This is a genomic window from Thermococcus sp. 21S7 (assembly GCF_012027615.1).
Classification (GTDB): Archaea; Methanobacteriota_B; Thermococci; order Thermococcales; family Thermococcaceae; genus Thermococcus.
Window position 1 is genome coordinate 134,323 of sequence record NZ_SNUT01000005.1, and the last position, 17,384, is coordinate 151,706.

Below are 17,384 nucleotides of genomic sequence, written 5' to 3' on the forward strand. Positions count from 1 at the left end.
CTCTCTAAGCTCTTAAGGGCAACTCCCGACTAAAAGATTTAAAACCTCAACAATCGAACCTAAATTAGGGGGGGAGTACTATCGTTCAGACCCTAAAAGAAACTCTAGCTCGAATCCATACTATCAAAAAAGTCCCGATTAGCTTTAGAGACAAGTATCCGTGGAAAACAACTTATGCTTCACATGGCATATACTATTACCCGTCAAGATTTATTCCTCATGTTGTTCGATTTTTTATCGACAAATATACAAAAGAGGGTGATTGGATATTAGATCCTTTTGGAGGATCTGGGACTGTATGTGTCGAAGCTCTTATGACAAACAGGAATGCGATATGCCTTGATATAAACCCAGTATCCCCCCATATAATAAAGGCAAAGATTTATCTCCCTAAAGAACGTTTCGAGGATGAATTCCCTAATATACGTATCTACGAGGAGTTGGATAATGCAGAAGAATTTCAGCCACGGTGGAGTCGTATAGATGAGTGGTACCCCCAAGAATTTCTTGGGATACTCCGGAAAATGTGGTGGATATATAATGAGAATCCACATCCATTAGTTCTTATCGCGCTTTTTAAGACATCGAGGAAGTTCTCTTTAACCGATGATCAAATTCCAAAGACTTTCCGCTCAAAGATAAAAAGAGCTTGGATTAACAAAATTCTCGAAAGAACTACGAATTACGAGCAGTTTATTCTGGACTTCTTTAAGAAAACCCTCATGAATATTCACAAAGCAAGCGTTGATTTTATGGGTCTTTATAGGGGGGGACAGTGTAAGATAAATGATGGACGCGACTATGTGGATGTTGTAAATTATAAGCTTAAAGAGCAAGTTAGCTCGATATTAACATCACCTCCCTATGGGATGGCTCATGAATATATTCGCTCATTTAAGCTAGAGCTTGCATGGTTAGGGTATGATGACGAGCAGATTAGACAGCTTAGTAAACTTGAAATACCATATCGGCCTGAAAATACTATTCCCCCTATCGATATCCAATCCGAGACGTATGAACTATATCGGGAACATATCGAAAGAATAAGGCCCGATCTTGTTAAGGTATATGACAAGTATTTTGCATCAGTTCTTGGTGTTTTTGAGAGACTTGGGGATAACGTAAGTGATTACATGGGAATTTTTGTTGGTAATGCAAGCTTTGCTGGAATAAAACCTCCTTATGATGAAATATTCATTGAACATCTTGAGAATCTTGGTTTCAGACATGAAATAACTTATGTGGATACTATTAAAGCCAGAAAGCTCTTTAAGAACCGTAATAACTTAGTTCCTAATGGAATCGAAACTGAGAGCCTTATTATCTTAAAATCCAAGCAATAACGCTTGGTTCTTACACATAGTTAGAGGACATCTAAACAATGAAATATCAACTGAGTGTTTCAATGGAGTACTTAAGAACTAAAGGGAAAGGCTCAGAGGATCAGCGACACCAGGTCCCTTATCGCCTTCTCCGGGTCTTTGGCTTTGGTTACTCCGCTTGCGAGGAGGACGCCAACGCTTCCGAGTTCCAAAGCCTTCTTCACGTCTTCTCCAGTGGAAATTCCCGCACCAGTCAAAACCTTAACCTCGGGATTAACCCTCTTAACGAGTTCAACCGTGTTAGTGATGACTTCGGGTTTGGCCTTGCTGACGGGGATGCCGGTGCCTATGAGTTCGGGCGGTTCAACGGCAACGTAGTCCGGCCCGAGTGCCGCCACAGCCGCGCTGACGGCCGGGTTGTTTGAGCAGACCATTGTCATGAGTCCAACTTCTTCAGCGCGCCTTATGCTGGCCTCAAGATCTGCAAGAATCATCCTGTTCTCGGAGTGGTTGAGGAGGGTTCCTACCGCTCCGGCCTCCTTGACGGCTTCTGGGAGAACGTGTCCCGTGTGGCTTCCTGGCGTTATTGGGTCGATGTGTTGGGCGAAGACGGGAATCTCGACTTCTTGGGCTATTCTGTAGAGGTCGGCTAGCTGGGGTGCGACGACTATGGTTATGCCGGTTTCCTTCCAGACTTTTTCTGCGGCCTTGGCTATCTCCAGCGCCCTCTTCCCGGTCGCCTCAATGTAGGTCTTGAAATTAATCGCTATAACCGGCTCCTTCAGCTTCGACATTGGTATCACCGTAGGTGTTATGCCTTTTTCCCTTAAACGCCTTTCCCTCGGGGGTTTCGTTTCCACTGGAGAGCGGCCTCCCGAAGGGGTCTATGAGGCCCGCCCTTATGAGGGATGAGCTGATTTTGGGTCCGAGGGGGCTCCTTACGAGGTTGATGGTGACTATTTCGAGGGGCTTCAGGCCTTTCTCCTTCCTAGCTCTGTTCACGATGAGCGCACCCTTGTAGGTCTCCTCACTCACTACTATGGCTTCGAGCCCCTTCATCTCGTCTGCAAAGCCTATCGCGGTGTGTATCTTAATCACGCGGTAGTTGGAGTAGCCGTTGACCTCGAAGAACTTGATTAAATCCCTGAGGCGCAGTTCGTATGGGAGTATCTTTTCCGCGTACGGCTTTTCACGTATCATCTCGTCTGAGGTGAGGCCGATGTAGACGTACTCCCCCACCTCGAAGGCCTTCCTCAGCAGGGCCTTGTGCCCCAAGTGAAGCCTGTCGAAGGTTCCGCCGACGACGACCTTTCTGTACCTCTTCCTCATGGGGATACCTTGGGCGACCGAACCAATAAGCTTTTTTATTGCCCGCGGAGATTCTTTCGGAGGTGGTGATGTGGATTACTTCTTTTACCCTTCAAGCGTCGCGGTGTTCGGCTCGTTCAAAAAGGGGGCTATAGCCTACGAAATCCTAAGGAACATCGTTGAGGGGGGCTTTGAAGGCAAGATAATTTCCGTTAACCCGAAGGGCGGAAGCGTTGAGGTCGCGGGGAGAACCTTTGAAATCCGTGAGCGGCTCGATGAACCCGTGGACAGCGCCATAATCGCCATCCCCGCGAAGTTCGTTCCCGCTCTCATCGACGAAATCGGCCCCCGTATCAGGGGTGCGGTCGTGATAAGCGCCGGCTTCTCCGAGGTTGGGAACGAGGAGCTTGAGCGCGAGCTGGTTGAAAAAGCTAAAAAGCACGGCGTTCGCGTTATAGGCCCCAACTGCGCCGGCATCTTCGGCGTCCACGGGAAGTTCTTCGGCTCCTTCGAGGTTCGCGTTAAGCCCGGCGGGCTGGCATTAATCAGCCAGAGCGGTGCCTTCGGCGGTGCGGCGTTGGCTATGGGCAACGATGAGGGGATAGGCTTCTCGGCCTTCGTTTCCTATGGAAACGCATCCGACCTGAACGAGAGCGATTTCCTTGAGTACTTCGCGGACGACGAGAACACCAGGGCGATAGCGCTCTACATCGAAGGGGTTAAGGACGGCAGGCGCTTCCTGAAGGCCCTCCGCTACGCCGCTGGAAGAAAACCGGTCATCATCCTCAAGGCAGGCAAGAGCGCGAGCGGTGCTAAAGCGGCCGCTTCCCACACCGGTTCGCTCGCTGGAAGCTACGAGATTTACCGCGCGGCATTCAAACAGGCCGGCGCGATTGAGGTCGAGGAGATGGAGGAGCTCTTCGATGCGGCCAAGGCCTTCGAGATGTATCCGAAAGCCGGAAGGCGCGTTGCGGTAATCACAAACTCCGGCGGCCCCGGTGTTCTCGCGACGGATAAGCTCGAAAGGCTCGGCCTTGAGATTGCGAAGCTGAGCGATGAAACGGTCGATGAACTCCGCTCATTCCTTCCGCCCCAGTGCTCGGTGCGGAACCCGATTGACCTGATAGCCGATGCGGACTACGAGCGCTACAAGAAAACGATTGAAGTCGTTTGCCGCGATGAAAACGTGGATTCGCTCCTAGTCATCTGCGTGCCGCCCATCTTCCTGCCCAGCGAGGAGATAGCCAGAGCCATAATCGAGGCCGACTGCGACAAACCCGTTATTGTCAACTTCATGGCGGGGGAGCTGGTGAGTGAGGGGGTTAAGCTTCTGGAGATGCATGGAATCAAGAACTTCTCAACGCCCGAGAGGGCCGCCAAAGCCCTCGCCTGGCTCGCGAGGCGCTGAGCCTCACCCTTTTTATAACCTGAAGTCTGATTCATTTTTGGTGATGCCATGAGGCCGTACAGGCTCCTCTATCCTATGAGGACTTATCTCGTAGTGGCCGGCAGGGGAGAGGAAGCAAACGTCATGGCCGCGGACTGGGTCACGATAGTTTCCGCCGAGCCATTCATGGTCGGTGTTGCCATAGCGCCTCAGAGATACACCTGGAAGCTCGTCAAGAGGTACCGCGAGTTCGTGATAAGCGTCCCCGGCCTGGATATGCTCGATGACGTCTGGATAGCCGGGACGAAGCATGGGCCCGCGAAGCTGAGGGAAACTTCCATAGAACTGGTTCCTTCAACGGCCATTGAAACGCCGAGCATAGGAAACGCCCTGGCCAACCTTGAGTGCAGGCTGGTGGATGAGAGAACCTACGGGGACCACACTTGGTTCGTTGGAGAGGTCGTGGGCAGTTCTTGCAGGGAGGACGCCTTCAGCGGGGACAGTCCCAGGCTCGGGGCCGGCTTCCTCGCCCACGCATCGTGGACTGACTTCGTGACCTTCGAGGGAAGGATTCACCGCCCGGGGAAGTAGCCCGGCAACTTTTTATACACCTTCCCTGAGCGTATCACGATGATAGCCCTAGGCCTGGAAGGTACGGCTCACACTCTCGGCATAGGCATCGTTACCGAGAGAGAGGTTCTGGCCAATGTATTCCATACTCTCACGACGGAGAAGGGGGGAATACACCCCAAGGAGGCGGCTGAACATCATTCTAAACTCCTCAAGTCCCTCCTCAGAAAGGCCCTTGGTGAGGCTGGAATAGGCATGGGGGATGTTGACGTTATAGCGTTCTCCCAGGGACCGGGGTTGGGCCCGTGTCTCCGCGTCGTGGCAACGGCGGCAAGAGCTCTCGCGATAAAGTACCGGAAGCCAATAGTCGGCGTCAACCACTGCATCGCCCACGTTGAGATAACCAAGATGTTTGGTGTTAAGGATCCCGTTGGTTTATACGTCAGCGGCGGGAACACGCAGGTTCTGGCACTTGAAGGCGGCCGCTACCGCGTCTTCGGCGAGACCCTCGATATAGGTATAGGGAACGCGATAGACACCTTCGCGAGGGAACTCGGCATAGGCTTTCCGGGTGGTCCGAAGATCGAGAAGCTCGCGCTTAAGGGCGAACGCTACATAGAGCTCCCCTATGCAGTGAAGGGCATGGATCTGAGCTTCTCCGGAATACTGACCGAGGCGGTTCGGAAGTACAGAACCGGGAAGTACCGCGTTGAGGACTTAGCTTATTCCTTCCAGGAGACCGCCTTTGCCGCCCTGGTCGAGGTGACGGAGAGGGCCGTGGCTCACACGGGCAAGGATGAGGTAGTTCTCGTCGGCGGCGTCGCCGCCAATAACAGACTCAGGGAGATGCTCCAGATAATGACCGAGGATAGGGGTATAGACTTCTTCGTTCCACCCTATGACCTCTGCAGGGACAACGGCGCGATGATAGCCTACACCGGGCTGAGGATGTACCTCGGCGGCGTAAGGTTTAAATTGGAGGACACGATAGTGAGACAAAAATTCCGCACCGATGAGGTTGAAGTTGTATGGGGCTAGCTGTGGATTGGTATGTTTTCTTGGGCGATACGGTGCTGGCGCTGGCGATTGCCTATGCCATATTTTTTATGTATCGGCGCTTGGGGAAGTACGACCCCGAACTTGATGTTCTCATACGGTATTCCATCGTTTTCTTGGTGGTTGGTGAGGCTGGACGGATTACGGACATCATAGACGATTTTTGCTGCTTCGATGTGTTCCGGTTCTTTCAATGGACGGCATACTTCGTTTCCATAGTTGGGATAATATACTCGATAGTTCATTACATCTCTATTTTTGAAAAGAGGTACGTTCCTACCGTTAAGCTGGATATTAGAAAGAAGCAGAAGCCGGAGGGGAATAACTCCCTGCTCTCTGGTGCGTACATAATTTTTTCCAAGTACCGGCTGGCGGACATACTTGAGATACTGAAGACAACCCAACTGCCGGTTATAGCCCTGACTAGGTTTCCCGATGTCTACTCAAGCTTCGGGGAGAGTTCAGAGGTGGTCTGGATTACCCAGCTCCCTGCGGGGATTTCGCCGACCTCACTGCATGTGATTCAGGGAAAGGTGGTTGAGTTCCTTGAGGAGAGGCGGGGCGCAGTTGTGGTGGTTGATTGTGTGGAGTACCTTCTGCTCTACAACGATTTTAAAACCGTCGTTAAGTTCCTGCTGGCTCTCAAGGATTACATCATGGCCTCTGGGAACGCCTTCATTGTTTTTGTGGACGACACCGTTCTCTCGCCTCAGGAGCGCTCCCTTCTCCTTAAGGAGTTCGAGCCCCTTTAGAACCGTTTCTTTATCCGCATCGTGTACTTGGGATAAATCTCGCGGGTGAACCGGACGAGCTTCGTCCTTCTTGGGGAGATGGTTATGGTGATATCCGTCTCAGGTTCCAGGAAGGTGTAGAACTGTCCGTCTATGGCGAGGATTATCTCCCTCGTGAGGGCGATGTTCTTGATGTCTATCCTGCTGTACGACGGTACTATCATCGGCCGCGAACTGAGGGCTATCGGTGCTATGGGGGCTATGACCACCACGTCCAGCCTGGGGTCAACGAAGGGCCCGCCCGCACTCATGGCGTAGCCTGTGGAGCCCGTTGGCGTTGACACTATCAGCCCGTCGGCCCTTATCTCGTCGGCTAGGCCGCCGTCTATGTAGTACTTGAGGTGGATTATCTTGCCCGGGATTCCTGTCAGAACCGCAACCTCGTTCAGGGCATCGGGGACGACGTTTCTGCCGTTCAGGTAGGTCCTCAGCTTTATGCGCTCGTCTATGTGATAATCCCCCTCTATGAGCTTGCTGAGGGCGAAGAAGGCCTCATGAGGCTCGACCTCCGTGAGAAATCCCAGTGTGCCCATGTTGATTCCCAGTATCGGTATGTCCTTCTTGGTTCTGTGCTCCACCCGCAGTATGGTTCCGTCGCCGCCTATGACGATAATGAAGTCAACATCGAAGTCCTCAAGCGGACGGACGTCCTCCTCCTGAAACTCGGGCAGATGTCTGTGGGTCTCGCTGTCCACGCATACGTCGTATCCGCTGACCTTGAGGAAATCGTAGACGCGGTAGGCGAGCTTGAGTGCCGCTTTCCTGTCCCGCCTGGCCACTATCCCGAACTTCATGACTCATCCCTTTCCTCTTTCTCCATCTTCATTTCTTTTTTTAGAGTTTCCTCGTTGGGGGCGGGGAGCGGAAGCTCCTCCTCTGGAACCTCGGCCTCATAGCCGGCTGTCACGAAGGATCCCACAACCGTCGGGCCCCAGTATGAGATAAGCCTCTCCAGAAGAACACCCGTGACCGCGTACTCAGGGTTTATCCCCAGGGCGATGAACACCGCGGAGTTGACAGCCTCGATTATTCCGGCCCCTCCAGGCACTATTGCGAACATCCCGACGACCATGGACACCACCAGAACGACGGTTATGTCCATCGGGGCTATCGGATAGCGTATTGCGAGGAAAACGAGGTAGTAGCGGAGTATCGTCAGCCCCCAGTAAACGAAGGAGTGAAAGAGCGCCACGGCGGTTGATACCTTATCCTTTGAGAGGCTCTTGAAGTCCGACTGGAGCCTCGGGATGGTCACCTCTGCGGTGTTCCGGAAGGAGTCCTCGCGTTTCTCGGCCCTTCCCGCGGATATCCTGTGGTAGAGCCTGTAAATCCACCAGACGGCCCCGGGGGCCCTGGTCTCGCTCATGAGAAGCCATATTACGAGGGCAGAAAAGGCTATGAGAACCGCATCGAGGACTATTATGAGGATTGTAAGACCGGTCTCGCCGAGCCGGTAGACGTGGAGGGTCGCGGCGACCATCATCACGGCGATGGGGGTCAGGTCAAGAATCCTGTCCATCATGACGCTCGCGGTCATCGGCCCGTAGGGACTCTTCACCCTCTTCGCGAGGTAGTAGACCCTTATGAACTCCCCCAGCCCCTTGGCGCCGGGACTGATGTTGTTGAAGAACATTCCGACGAATATGGCCGAGAAAACCGCCCTGAAGGGGGCTTTTATTCCGAGCCCCCTGAGGAGAACCTTCCAGCGTAGCGCCCAGGCGACGAGGGTTAGAAGATAAACGAGGATGGCGAGGAGAAAGTACTTAACGTCCGAATCCCGGAGGATTTCGGCTATTCCCTGGGCCCCGGCCCAGTTGATGAGGGCGCCTATGACTATGAGCGCCCCGATGAAAAAAACACCTTTTTTCCAGTCCATGATGTACACCGTCAAACCCGTTGTTGGGGCTCATCGTTTATATCCTTGTCGTCCTCCCCTTCCAGCCTCTTTCCCTCCTGGCTCACCTTGATGCCGAAGTGGGTCATTATACTGCCTCCTATCGCCGTCGGCGCCCAGTATGAGATAAGCCTCTCCAGAAGCGTCGCGGTCACGGCTATCTCCCTGTCTATGCCCAGGAGCACGTAGACGGCGGAGTTTATGGCCTCGATTATTCCTGCCCCGCCGGGGATTATCATGAACATTCCAACGACGATGCCTATCATCTGGACGACCATGACGTCGAGGAGCTTTATGGGGCTGTTTATGCTGATGAATATGAAATATGAGCGGAGCAGGACCAGGAACCATGAGGCGGAGGAGTAAATCAGCGACAGCGTGAAGGCCACCTTGTGCTTCATCAGGAGCTTGAAGTTCTCCTGGAACTGGGGAACGCTCACCTCGACGGCGTGGACGAACTTCTCCTCGTACTTGGCTGCTTTTTTGGGCATTATCCTCCCGAAGAGGCGGTAGAACCAGTAGAGGATTTTCTTCGTCTTCTTCTCGCTCAGAAGAATTCCGACCGTGGCGAGGGTTATTATGGCGAAGAATATATCGAGGAGGAAGAGCGTCAGCGTGAGCGAGAACGAACCGAGGTTGTAGACGTAGATTGTCGCGAGGAGAAGCATGACGACGACCGGAATGACGTCCATTATCCTGTCCATCATTATCGTGGCAAAGACGTGGCCGTAGGGCTGCTTCGTGTGCTTGGAGATGTAGTACATCCTGACGGGCTCGCCGCCGCCCCTGGCGCCCGGGGTTACGTTGTTTATGAAGACCCCCACGAAGAGACCTGCCACTATGGTCCGGAAGGGGGCGTCTATGCCGAGGCTCTTGAGAAGAACGCGCCAGCGCAGCGCCCACATGATGATGGCCGCGACGTAGGCCAGAACCGCTAGGGCGAAGTACTCCAGCCTTGCACCCTTCAGTATCTCGATAACGTCCTCTAGGCCGGCCCACCAGACCAGGAGGATTATTATGAGCAGACCGAGGCCCAGGAGGGAGTACCTTTTCCAGTCCATGGTTACACCTTCCTGAACCTGGCTATGAAGAAGCCCTGGGTCAGGTGCCTGTTGGGGTAGAACCTCTGAACCTCGTCTATGCCCATACCGCTCGAACCTATAAAGATGCTCTGCTCCTCCAGCTTTAAGCCTTTATCGAGGATGTACTTCACGTTGGCCTCGTTCTCTTCATAACTCAGCGTGCAGGTCGAGTAGACGAGAACGCCGCCCCTTCTGAGGGATTTTATGGCGGCATTGATAAAGTGCCTCTGGTAGCGCGCGGTGGCCTCGATGTCCTTCGGCGTTCTGCTCTCCCACAGCTTCGGTCTTATTCCTAAGGCGGTGCACGGTGCGTCGAGGAGAATTTTGTCCGCCTCGATTCCCAGCTCGGGAAGCTTCCGCGAGTCCATGTGAATGGGCTTAACGTTCTTCACACCGAGCCTTTTCAGTTCCTCCTCCATCTTTTTGAGTCTGTTTCTGGACTTGTCCATCGCTATTATCTCGCCCCTGTTCCCCATCAGCTGGGCTATGTGGCTCGTCTTTCCGCCGGGGGCGGCGGCCATGTCGATTATCAGCTCCTCCTCGCTCGGCTCAAGAACGTGAGCCACAACCATTGAGGGCAGGCTCTGGGCGTAGAAGAGGCCCTCCCTGAAGCTCTGGAGCTCACTCAAACTCGGCAGCTTGAACTTCGGTAAAGTCACCTCAACCGCCAGTCCGCGCGTCGAGACTATCATCTCCTTGGCGCTCATTCTGGCGACGCCTATTCCGACGAGAAGCCCCCTCGGGTCGCGTATCTCCACCTCGTCGCCGGGCTTGATTTTCTTGTCCGCCTGGAGGACGCCGGGGGCGTAGAGCATCGCACCCTGGTAGACGCTCTCGCTCGCGAACTTGTTGGCGCGAACGACCGGAAGGCCGGGCTCGTAGTCGTCGGGGAAGTTCGGGCCCTCGCGCTCAAAGTATATGCCCTCCTTGAGGTATGGGCTTCGCTTCGGCCTGAGGCCCTCCCTCCTGAGCATGCCCATGAGCTTCCTCCTGCTTGTCTTCAGCGTGTTCACGCGGATGTAGTACTTCTCCACCGGCGTTCTGAGGGAGGACATTATCTCCTCAGCCTCACTCCCGAAGAGCCTCCGGTAGTACTCCCTCAGCTCCTCGGGGAAAGCCTCGGTGTACATGGGGACACCTCAGAGGTCAAAGATTTCGAAGCGCTTGCCGGTCTCTATGAGCCTCATGAGCCCGCGCTTCAGCGCCTCGACGCTTCCAAAGTTTGCCTCGAACTGGAAGAGGTTTTCACTGCTGCCTTCGATTTTCTCAAGTATCTCCTTTGGAGAGACCCTTCCGTCGCGCCTCCAGTTGTACACATCGCTGAGGAAGTCCTGGGCGCCGTATATGAAGCTCCTGGGAAAGAGCTCGATGAACAGGCCTACGAAGTTCTCGCTTATCCTATCCTTTGGAACCGCAACCACGAAGTAGTAGCTCTCCGGCGTGGCCCCAACCTCTATCTGGGGCTTTATCTCGAAGGCCGGGTGCGGGTACTTCATTAGCTTCCACTCGCCGTCCAGGAAGATGTAGGCACCGAAGGCCTCCTCAACGTCCTCTACCCTGAAGCCCTCCTTTGGGAGCTCAAGCTTAAGCTCCTCGTTGAGGGTGAACATGCTCTCCCACATCTCGTTGAGGAACTCGTGAATCTCTCTCAGGTTCATTTCTCTCACCAGAAATGGAAATGAGGGGGGCCTTAAAAACCTTCATCCGGAGAGGAGGTTCTCCAGCATGTCGTTGATGCCGCCCATGATATCGGTCTGCACGGTCTCCTCGTAGCTGGCCAGCTTGATGCTGTACTCCCTGCCGAGGACGGTTACCTCTAGGTATACGTCCGCCCTGACCTTGCTGACCTCACCGTTCTTTACGTGGATCGCCCAGACCCCGGGGAGGGCGTCCTCCTCTATGAGGGTCTCTACGTCCAGCGTCGCGTAGCCCCTGGGCGGAAGAAGGGCCGTCTCGACGGTTTTTCCGTGGCCGATTTTCACATCGTTGGCGTACATGTCGAAGCTGACTTTCCCTATCGGAATCCTGTATGAGTTAGGGTTGTAGAACTTCATGTGGGCTATCAGGACGGCCTTTCCGTCCCGTTCGCCGGCCCAGTCGAAGGTCGTCTCGACCAGTGCCGGGCTCTTGACGAGTCCCCCCGCGAGTTCCTTGCTCTCGGCGGTGAAGTTGAGGTACGCGAGGATGTCCTCGCTGATGGCCTGCTTTATGTCCGCGTTGATTGGAATAACCTTCAGGAGGCTCCCCTTGAGTTTGAGTTCGACATCGCCGGTCTGTCCGTTGTCCAGGTAGGCCACGAGGGAGCGCACCAGATTTCCGTTGTCTATGACTATCGCCATCTTTACGTCGGTTCTCGTTGCCCCGTAGTCGAACCTCGCGACCCTGGCAACGGGTATCCCCATGAAGCTCAGGCTCAGGTTCTCTACCTCCGCTGGAACGAGCAGGGGTTTGCTGAGACTTGCCTCTACCCATACCTCGGTCGTTTTCTCGTCCACGTAGCCCCAGCTGGCGTGAACCGTGGGGTTGGCCGTCACCGCGGCGTAGACCACGTATCCAATCCAGACGATGAGTATCAGCACGACCCCGAGTATCACCGACTTCCAGTTCATTCTTTTCACCATAACGTTTCATTCTTCGAAGTGCGTTTAAAGGTTTCATCCCGACCTCTTTCTGTACGTGTAGACCACCGCTACGACGACCAGCGCCCCGATGACCACCGCGAGGTTCCGGAGGTTCGTCCTCGTCTTTGTGTTCCTCTCCACGGTAACGGTCACGGTTCTCTCGAAGACGTAGACGTTGTCGTCACCCTGGGTCGGGTCGCCCACGGCCCTTATGCGCAGCTGGATGTTATAGTCCTTTGGAATCGCGTTCCCGTCTATCCTCAGGACGATTACGCCCTCACCGGTTGCCCCGGGGGCAAGGTCTCCGACGTAGTCGGTCCTCTTGTCCAGTGTGAACGGCTGGTCAGCCTTCACGACGCCCTCGATGAGAACGCTCGTGGCCTTCTCGCCGCCGGTGTTCTTCAGCTTGACGTAGACGTTGACGGTCTCTCCCTGGAGCGGCTCCGGGTCAAAGCGCACCCCGACGACCTCGACGTTCGGTTTGGCGCCAACTATGATTGGAACCTTAAGCGTGACGTTCTTCGTTATGCCGATGTCGCTGGTGTAGGTCACGAGCAGGGGTATCTCGTAGGTTCCGGAGCTGGCGTTCTCCGCGACGTTTACCTTGAAGGATGACTGCGCTGAATCGCCCTTTCCCAGGCTTCCCAGACCGATGACCTGCTCGCTGCTCTCGCTGAGCGAGAAGGGCCACTGGGGCATGGGCTTGACTATTATCGTCCTGGCCGTTCCGGTTCCGACGTTGTCCACCTGGAAGTCAACCTCCACGTTGTCCGTTCCGGGGATTATCTTGCCGGGCGACGTTGAGACCTTTGAGAGTATCAGTTGCGCCCTTCCTGTCACGTCTATCCCGACCAGCCTCTCGTCGGTTATCTCCTTCTCGTTCGGCTCCGTCAGGTACTTCAGTTCTATTCTGAGCGGGTATATGCCGTTCTCCAGCCTCTCGTTGGCTTTGATTCTGAACTCAAGGGTGGCCTTCTCCCCCGGCTGAAGTTGGGCCACGTACTTTACGTTGTCCTCCCCGATGGGCAGGAAAGCCTCTACGTTCTGCTTGGCGAGCCCGGCCATTATCCGGTTGAGGGCATCCTGCAGGTTCTGACTCAGTTGCTCGCTCCCCTGAACAGGAAGCTGAGAGAGAGCCGAGAGGTCGACGTTCTTTATCTCCCCCTGGACCGGCACCTTGTAGGAGCTTATCTTAAGGCTGAGGGCCTTAACCGGCTCGGCCCCGGTGTTCTCCAGCGTGAAGCGCACGGTGAAGGTGTCCCCCGGGCTTATCTCCATCGGTTCGGTCTCAACCTTGGTTATCTCAACGAACGCACTGCGCCTCTGGTATATCCTCAGCGCGACCACGTTGTATGACTGGACCATGCGCATGTTTTCTCCTACCCCCGTGAAGTAGATGATGCCCACGTACACTGGATATATCCCGACGTCCGCGTTGGGGTTTACCCTGATTTTGAAGGTCAGCGTGGTGCTTCCCTTGGGTTCGATGTACTCCACGTACTGAACCGAGCTCCACTTTGGATAGAAGACCTCCTGGGAGAACTTGCTCTGGGCGAGGATCGCGGAGAGACCGCTGGCGAGGGAGGGCGTGTTGTTGAACGCTATCGGCTCGGGGGATACGAAGACGTTAACGTATCTGGCCTTCGTGGCTCCCTCATTCTTCAGCGTTACCTCCACCGTCGCGGTGTCTCCTGGATACACGTATTCCGTTACCCTGACCGTCGATACGATGTTTCCGGGGGCAGTTGCTCCCTTCCATCCGGACGGTCCGTTTACGATTACTCTGGCGACGTTGGGGTAGACCTCGGGAACGCTCAGCTTGACCGTTTTGTCGTCCACCATGAACTCCACGGTATCGCCCTCTTTGACCGGCATCGATTCTGGGTACGTTATCGGCCTTGTAACGTCCTCTTTCGTTATTCCAAGCTCCGGATGTTCGTCGATGGTCTGCATAACCGCCTTCGCTATCTCCTCCGGGGGTGCGTGGTTGAGCCACTGGTAGAACCCGTAGGCGTTGGCCAGCAGGCAGGTGTTGAACGCCGCCGTGTCGTTCACGTACCCCATGCACTCCTCTATGTCGTAGCCTTCCGTCTCGGCCAGAGCCACCACGAACTTTGGATCCGCCAAAAGAAGCTTCATCTTTTCCGGGTCGGGAACGTATACGGTAACGTACCTCCCCCCTATCAGCTGGCCGTCCTTCGTTACTATGAACAGCGCGTATTCGTCCCCCGTTGTGTAGTTGACGGTTGTGTCCATCAGGGTTATCACTAGGGGTCCAACCAGGATCGACTCCCCCTTGTTCATGTACCCATCGAAGAGAAGGGCGTCGTACGTTGCGAGGGCGAACCTTCCCCCCAGCGGGAGAATGAGCATCAGGATAATCATGAACGCGGTCCTCTTCATTTTCCATCACCTCCTATCTTCCTTCCGTAAAAGACCTGCAGCAGCGCGGGGGTTACGAGGTAAGCGGCAAGCATGGATGCGAATATTCCAAAGGCGAGCGTCGTTCCAAAGTCGTGTATAGTCGGTAGCTCGCCGGCGAGCAAAGCCAGGAAGCCGCCGGCAGTCGTCAGGGCGCCGGCCAGTATTCCCGGTCCGACGCTCTCAACCGATGTGACTATCGGCCTGGGGTTGCCTTCGTCCATCTCTTCAAGGAAGCGGTGGGTGAGGTGCATGCCGTAGTCAACGCCCAGGCCGACTATCATTGAGATAACTCCGGCCAGACTCTGGGTGAACGGGATGCCCGCGAGCCCCATGAAGCCAACCGTCCAGAGCGCACCCAGAAACATCGGGGTTATCATCGCCAGAGAAACCTTGGGTCGCCTGAAGAGGAGGAGCACTATTAACACGACAAAGACGGTTCCGTAGGCTGAGATGCGGTTTATCTCGATCTTCGTGAGCTGGTCGAGGACGTAGTTCAGGTATATGTCCCCGGTGAGGGAGAGCCTCGTACCCGGCGGAAACTCAGTCTCCTGCGCCCTCGCGGTTTCCTCCTCAAAATAGCGCATTATTCTCCTGAAGTCGTCCATGCTCTCTCCCCCGAAGTCCCCCTTGAACTTGACGAGGGTCATCGAGTAGTCGCTGGAGACTAGGTTTGCGCCCTGGTATTCGTCCAGCGCATCTTTTATCTTCCCCTCGTCGTCTGGTATGTACCCGTACTCCCTGTGGACGACGTCGGCTATGCTCTCCGAGTCGAAAACGCCGTTGTAGTAGGAGTCCGCCTTTATCTGATTCTCGAAGCGGTAGATGCTCCTGACGATGGCGGGGTTTCTGACGTCGTTGGCCTTGACCAGGACGTACAGCTCATCCTGGCCGCCGAAATCGCTCCTGATGTCCATGAGGGCCTCTATTTCGGGCATTCCCTTGGGGACGAACTTCTCAAGTCTGACCTCCGTGCTCACCTGGGTTAGTCCGTAGCCGAAAAAGAGGGTTATCAGAAACACCGCCGCAAGAAACCCGACCGGCTTTCTCCTGATGGCCTCACCGAGCCCGTGAAATACCCGCCCCACGAGACCGGAGTGCGAGCGAACCTCCGGAACCACGTAGTGCCCCTTCAGTTTCTTCATGACGTCCTCCTCAAGGATTATGACCGCAGGGGTTATCACGACGGCGTTGAGTGCGGCTAAACTTAAACCGAGGATCAGCGCGGTAGCCAGGTGGTGGAGCATCGGAAGGCTGGAAAGGTACATCGCGGCGAAGCCCGCTATGGTGGTAAGCGCCGCGCCAAGGAGGGCTTTTCCGGTCTCTGCGACCGCCTCCTCGGCCGCTTCCTCTATGCTCTTTCCCTTTTTTCTCTCCTCGTAATAGCGGTTGGTCACGTGGATTCCGTAGTCTATTCCCATTCCAATGAGCATCGCGCCTATTGTGGTCGTGGCAAGGTCGAGGGGGATGCCCATCAGCCCCATGAAGCCGAGCGTCATCGTGACGCCGAAGATGAGAGGGATGAGCGGAATGGCGGCCTTGACGGGAGAGCGGTAGAAGTACAGGAGCAGGGCTATGACGAGGATGAAGGAGATGGCCATCGTCTTGTTGAGGTCGCTCTGGAGGAGTTCGAGTATGCGGTAGGTTATGCCGATGTTCCCCGTCTGGATGACTTCGACGTTCTTCGGGAACTTGACGTCGTTTATGTCCTCCTCTATGCCTCGATACACCCTCACCAGGGTCTCCGTTTTCTTCTCCCTGCTTATCGTCACGGCTATTATCGTCGTCGTGTAGTCCCTGCTGACGAGCCCGTACCTCTCCTCCGGCGGGAGCATGTCGAGGACGAACCTTGCCTCCTCCTCGTTCTTCGGGAGCCTCCCGAGGACCTTCATGTAGATATCCGCGATGCTCACCGTGTCCGTTACGTACTCCCTTTGCCGGAGCCTCTGCTCAAGCTCGTAAACCGCCTCTATGACCTTGGGGTCGCGGATGTCGTAGACGCCGCCGGGCTCTATCGAGTCCACCTTGACGACTATCAGCGTGCTGTCGCCGCTCTGGAACTCGTTCTGCAAGGCCGTGTAGTCCGCTATGGCCGGATGGTTCTCGGGCAGCATGGTTCGGAGGTCGCTCTCAAAACGGAGATTCTGGATGCCGTACACCGAAACGACCATCAGAAATAGGGCTATCAACGCAAAGGCTACCCTGTACCTCACGATGACTCTCGCGGCGCCCCTCAGCAGCTTCATGCTTTCTCCCCCAACTTTCGGAAACTTCCGAAAGTTTTAAATATGCGAAACTTTAAAAACCTTTTGTCAGCTGATCCGTCCAGCCCGTTTCGGCGATCAGCGATGGTATAAATCGGGGTGTTGCTCATGGGTGTGGATGAAGCTAAGAGAATAATCGTGAATCATTTTGCACAGGCTGCGAGACGCTTCGGCTTCAACGAGCTTTACGGTTATATATACGGGGTTCTCTTTCTGGCCAGGGAGCCGATGAGCCTGGGTGAGATCGCCGAGGCGACCGGCTATTCGCTCTCCCACGTGAGCACCGCCCTCAAGTTCATGGAGCGCATAGGACTCGTGGTGAGGATTAAAAAGCCCGGAGATAAGAAGGCCTACTACCGGGCGACCAAGCTCCTAAAGGACTGGCGCCAGGCCGCTTACTACATGAAGATAATGGAGGACATACGGCAGACCCGGGCCAACCTTGAGAGGGCCTTGAAGGAGCTCGAAGGTGAGGAAGGGGAAGAGGCTGAGTCAATACGCGAGAGCATTACCTTCGCAATGGGGAGAAACGCGCTCGCCGAGAGAATTCTGAAGTTCCTTATCGAGCACGAGGATGAAAAGGTTCTGGAGAGTCTGATTAACTGCCTCGAATCCGATGGGAAGCGGTAGCTTTAAAACGAGCCTTCGATAATCAAATCGGGTGAAAT

15 protein-coding genes and 1 pseudogene are annotated in these 17,384 nt (G+C 54.9%); 6 read left to right on the top strand and 10 right to left on the bottom strand.

Annotated features, from left to right (window positions below; all coding sequences use genetic code 11):
• The first annotated feature begins 188 nt into the window (after positions 1–188).
• Positions 189–1,343 carry a DNA methyltransferase gene (locus tag E3E51_RS09090; RefSeq protein ID WP_346765965.1) on the top strand — a complete coding sequence of 385 codons (1,155 nt, stop codon included), beginning with the start codon at positions 189–191 and terminating at the stop codon, positions 1,341–1,343.
• A gap of 92 nt (positions 1,344–1,435) precedes the next feature.
• On the opposite strand, the gene tpiA is transcribed toward E3E51_RS09090, so the two are convergent.
• Together tpiA and coaD are read right to left on the bottom strand one after the other, a co-directional pair.
• The gene (gene tpiA, locus E3E51_RS09095; protein ID WP_167912925.1) at positions 1,436–2,116 is read right to left on the bottom strand and encodes a triose-phosphate isomerase; all 681 of its coding nucleotides are present in this window, start codon (positions 2,114–2,116) and stop codon (positions 1,436–1,438) included.
• A 70-nt stretch (positions 2,117–2,186) separates the two neighbouring features.
• A pseudogene (coaD, locus tag E3E51_RS09100) lies at positions 2,187–2,651 on the bottom strand (phosphopantetheine adenylyltransferase); the annotation flags it as partial.
• A 70-nt stretch (positions 2,652–2,721) separates the two neighbouring features.
• On the opposite strand from coaD, the gene E3E51_RS09105 reads away from it, so the two are divergent.
• From E3E51_RS09105 to E3E51_RS09120, 4 genes are read left to right on the top strand one after another with little or no spacing between them, the layout of a single operon-like run.
• Positions 2,722–4,038 (top strand): acetate--CoA ligase family protein, encoded by a 1,317-nt coding sequence (locus E3E51_RS09105; protein ID WP_167912796.1) that lies wholly within the window; start codon positions 2,722–2,724, stop codon positions 4,036–4,038.
• Between the two features lie 48 nt (positions 4,039–4,086).
• Positions 4,087–4,608, top strand: a complete 522-nt coding sequence (locus E3E51_RS09110; RefSeq protein WP_167912797.1) for a flavin reductase family protein — start codon at positions 4,087–4,089, stop codon at positions 4,606–4,608.
• 39 nt (positions 4,609–4,647) lie between these two features.
• Positions 4,648–5,625: a bifunctional N(6)-L-threonylcarbamoyladenine synthase/serine/threonine protein kinase gene (locus E3E51_RS09115; protein WP_167912798.1), complete on the top strand. Its 978-nt coding sequence runs from the start codon at positions 4,648–4,650 to the stop codon at positions 5,623–5,625.
• Positions 5,626–5,627: 2 nt separating this feature from the next.
• Positions 5,628–6,395 carry a DUF835 domain-containing protein gene (locus E3E51_RS09120; protein WP_167912799.1) on the top strand — a complete coding sequence of 256 codons (768 nt, stop codon included), beginning with the start codon at positions 5,628–5,630 and terminating at the stop codon, positions 6,393–6,395.
• Here E3E51_RS09120 and E3E51_RS09125 read toward each other — a convergent pair.
• From E3E51_RS09125 to E3E51_RS09160, 8 genes are read right to left on the bottom strand one after another with little or no spacing between them, the layout of a single operon-like run.
• On the bottom strand, positions 6,392–7,228 hold the full coding sequence (locus E3E51_RS09125) for an NAD(+) kinase (RefSeq protein WP_167912800.1): 837 nt from the start codon (positions 7,226–7,228) through the stop codon (positions 6,392–6,394). The genes E3E51_RS09120 and E3E51_RS09125 overlap by 4 nt on opposite strands.
• On the bottom strand, positions 7,225–8,310 hold the full coding sequence (locus tag E3E51_RS09130; RefSeq protein ID WP_167912801.1) for a lysylphosphatidylglycerol synthase transmembrane domain-containing protein: 1,086 nt from the start codon (positions 8,308–8,310) through the stop codon (positions 7,225–7,227). The genes E3E51_RS09125 and E3E51_RS09130 overlap by 4 nt, the downstream gene beginning before the upstream one ends.
• Before the next feature lie 11 nt (positions 8,311–8,321).
• Positions 8,322–9,389, bottom strand: coding sequence for a lysylphosphatidylglycerol synthase transmembrane domain-containing protein (locus E3E51_RS09135; RefSeq protein WP_167912802.1), 1,068 nt, complete (start codon positions 9,387–9,389; stop codon positions 8,322–8,324).
• A 2-nt stretch (positions 9,390–9,391) separates the two neighbouring features.
• The gene (locus E3E51_RS09140) at positions 9,392–10,540 is read right to left on the bottom strand and encodes an RsmB/NOP family class I SAM-dependent RNA methyltransferase (protein ID WP_167912803.1); all 1,149 of its coding nucleotides are present in this window, start codon (positions 10,538–10,540) and stop codon (positions 9,392–9,394) included.
• Positions 10,541–10,549: 9 nt separating this feature from the next.
• Positions 10,550–11,068: a DUF3201 domain-containing protein gene (locus tag E3E51_RS09145; protein WP_167912926.1), complete on the bottom strand. Its 519-nt coding sequence runs from the start codon at positions 11,066–11,068 to the stop codon at positions 10,550–10,552.
• Between the two features lie 42 nt (positions 11,069–11,110).
• Positions 11,111–12,031, bottom strand: a complete 921-nt coding sequence (locus tag E3E51_RS09150; RefSeq protein WP_240924305.1) for an LEA type 2 family protein — start codon at positions 12,029–12,031, stop codon at positions 11,111–11,113.
• A 33-nt stretch (positions 12,032–12,064) separates the two neighbouring features.
• Positions 12,065–14,434, bottom strand: a complete 2,370-nt coding sequence (locus E3E51_RS09155) for a COG1361 S-layer family protein (RefSeq protein WP_167912804.1) — start codon at positions 14,432–14,434, stop codon at positions 12,065–12,067.
• A complete protein-coding gene (locus E3E51_RS09160; protein WP_206204538.1) occupies positions 14,431–16,698 on the bottom strand; it encodes a hydrophobe/amphiphile efflux-3 (HAE3) family transporter in 2,268 nt (755 codons plus the stop codon). Before E3E51_RS09160 ends, E3E51_RS09155 begins: the two co-directional genes overlap by 4 nt.
• Positions 16,699–16,824: 126 nt before the next feature.
• On the opposite strand from E3E51_RS09160, the gene E3E51_RS09165 reads away from it, so the two are divergent.
• A complete protein-coding gene (locus tag E3E51_RS09165; protein WP_167912805.1) occupies positions 16,825–17,346 on the top strand; it encodes a MarR family transcriptional regulator in 522 nt (173 codons plus the stop codon).
• The last annotated feature ends 38 nt before the right edge of the window (positions 17,347–17,384 follow it).